We start from the raw sequence: 1,430 nt of genomic DNA, 5'->3' as shown, positions 1-1,430 counted from the left end.
GGGCCTGGCGTTGACGCGGCCCCGCTCCGGCGCGCTCGGCGTGCCGCTCGGCGGCGTGATCCTCTTCTATGTGCTGGCCAAGCTCTTCGAACTCGGCGACGCGGTCATTTTCGAAGCGACCGGACACATTGTCTCGGGCCATACGCTCAAGCATCTCGCCGCTGCGCTGGCGGCCTGGCCGGTGATCAGCTCACTGCGGGATTGTAGGGTGGATTAGCCAGCGGCCTCGCGAAGCGCGGCCCGCTGGCGTAGTCCACCACGTCTGTTTCCGCGGCCACAGACGGTGGTGGGTTACGCTTCGCTAACCCACCCTACGCGATGGCGTTATTCCGCCCCGTGCCCTCGTTGAGCAAGCACGCCACCTGATGCCCGTCGCCCGCATCCAACAGCGCCGGCCGCTCCGTCTTGCAACGCTCCATCGCAAACCGGCAGCGGGTGTGAAATGCACAGCCCGAGGGAGGATTGACCGGGCTTGGCACGTCGCCGTCAACCAATGGCGCAAGCTTCTTCGCCAGCGGATTGGCGACCGGGACCGAGGCGAGCAGTGCCTGTGTGTAGGGATGGCGCGGATTGCGGAACAATTCGTCCTTGCCGGCGATCTCGACGATGCGGCCGAGATACATCACGGCGACGCGGTGGCTGATATGCGCGACTACGGCGAGGTCGTGCGCGATGAAGAGATAGGAGAAGCCGTGCTGCCGTTGCAGGTCGATCAACAGATTGATCACCTGCGCCTGGATCGAGACGTCGAGCGCGGAGACCGGCTCGTCGCAAACGATCAGGCGCGGCCCGAGCGCCAGCGCACGCGCGATGCAGATGCGCTGGCGCTGGCCGCCGGAGAATTGATGCGGGAAATTGCTCATCTGGTCGGGCCGCAAGCCCACTTGCTCGAATAGCTTTACGACGCGTGCCTCCAGCGCCTTGCCGGTGGCGAGCCCGTGCACGGCGAGCGGCTCGCCGACGATGTCGCCCGCGGTCATGCGTGGATTGAGCGAGGCAAACGGGTCCTGAAACACGATCTGCATCGAGCGACGGTGAGGGCGCAGTGCCGACTTGGACAGATGGGTGATGTCCTCACCATCGAGGCGAATCTGGCCCGAGGTCGGCTCCACCAGCCTCAGCACGCTGCGCGCTACCGTCGACTTGCCGCAGCCGGACTCGCCGACGAGCCCAAGCGTCTCGCCGGCACCAAGGGAGAACGAGACGCCGTCGACCGAGTGCACGGTGCCGACCTGGCGCCGCAGCACGCCGGCGCGCACCGGGTAATGCTTCCTGAGATCGGTGACCTCGAGCAGTGCCTTGGTCATGCCACCTCCGCAACTTCTTCCGCGCGCCAGCAGGCGGCGAGATGGCCGCCGCCCCAATCCGCAAGCGGCGGGTATTCGGCCTCGCAGCGCTTGATCGCGAGCTTGCAGCGCGGCGCGAAGGCG

1 protein-coding gene and 2 pseudogenes are annotated in these 1,430 nt (G+C 66.6%); 1 reads left to right on the top strand and 2 read right to left on the bottom strand.

Annotated features, from left to right (window positions below):
• A pseudogene (locus tag MOV75_RS38015) lies at positions 1 to 217 on the top strand (hypothetical protein); the annotation flags it as partial.
• Positions 218 to 311: 94 nt separating this feature from the next.
• On the opposite strand, the gene MOV75_RS38010 reads toward MOV75_RS38015, so the two are convergent.
• Positions 312 to 1,307 (bottom strand): ABC transporter ATP-binding protein, encoded by a 996-nt coding sequence (locus MOV75_RS38010; RefSeq protein ID WP_246932683.1) that lies wholly within the window; start codon positions 1,305 to 1,307, stop codon positions 312 to 314.
• Positions 1,304 to 1,430: pseudogene (locus tag MOV75_RS38005) on the bottom strand (peptide ABC transporter ATP-binding protein); the annotation flags it as partial. The gene MOV75_RS38010 and the pseudogene MOV75_RS38005, both read right to left, overlap by 4 nt.

The sequence above is a fragment of the Bradyrhizobium sp. PRIMUS42 genome (assembly GCF_023006515.1).
In the GTDB taxonomy this organism is placed as follows: Bacteria; Pseudomonadota; Alphaproteobacteria; order Rhizobiales; family Xanthobacteraceae; genus Bradyrhizobium.
Note: the sequence above shows the minus strand (reverse complement) of the source record. Positions and strands in the feature narration are given on the sequence as shown.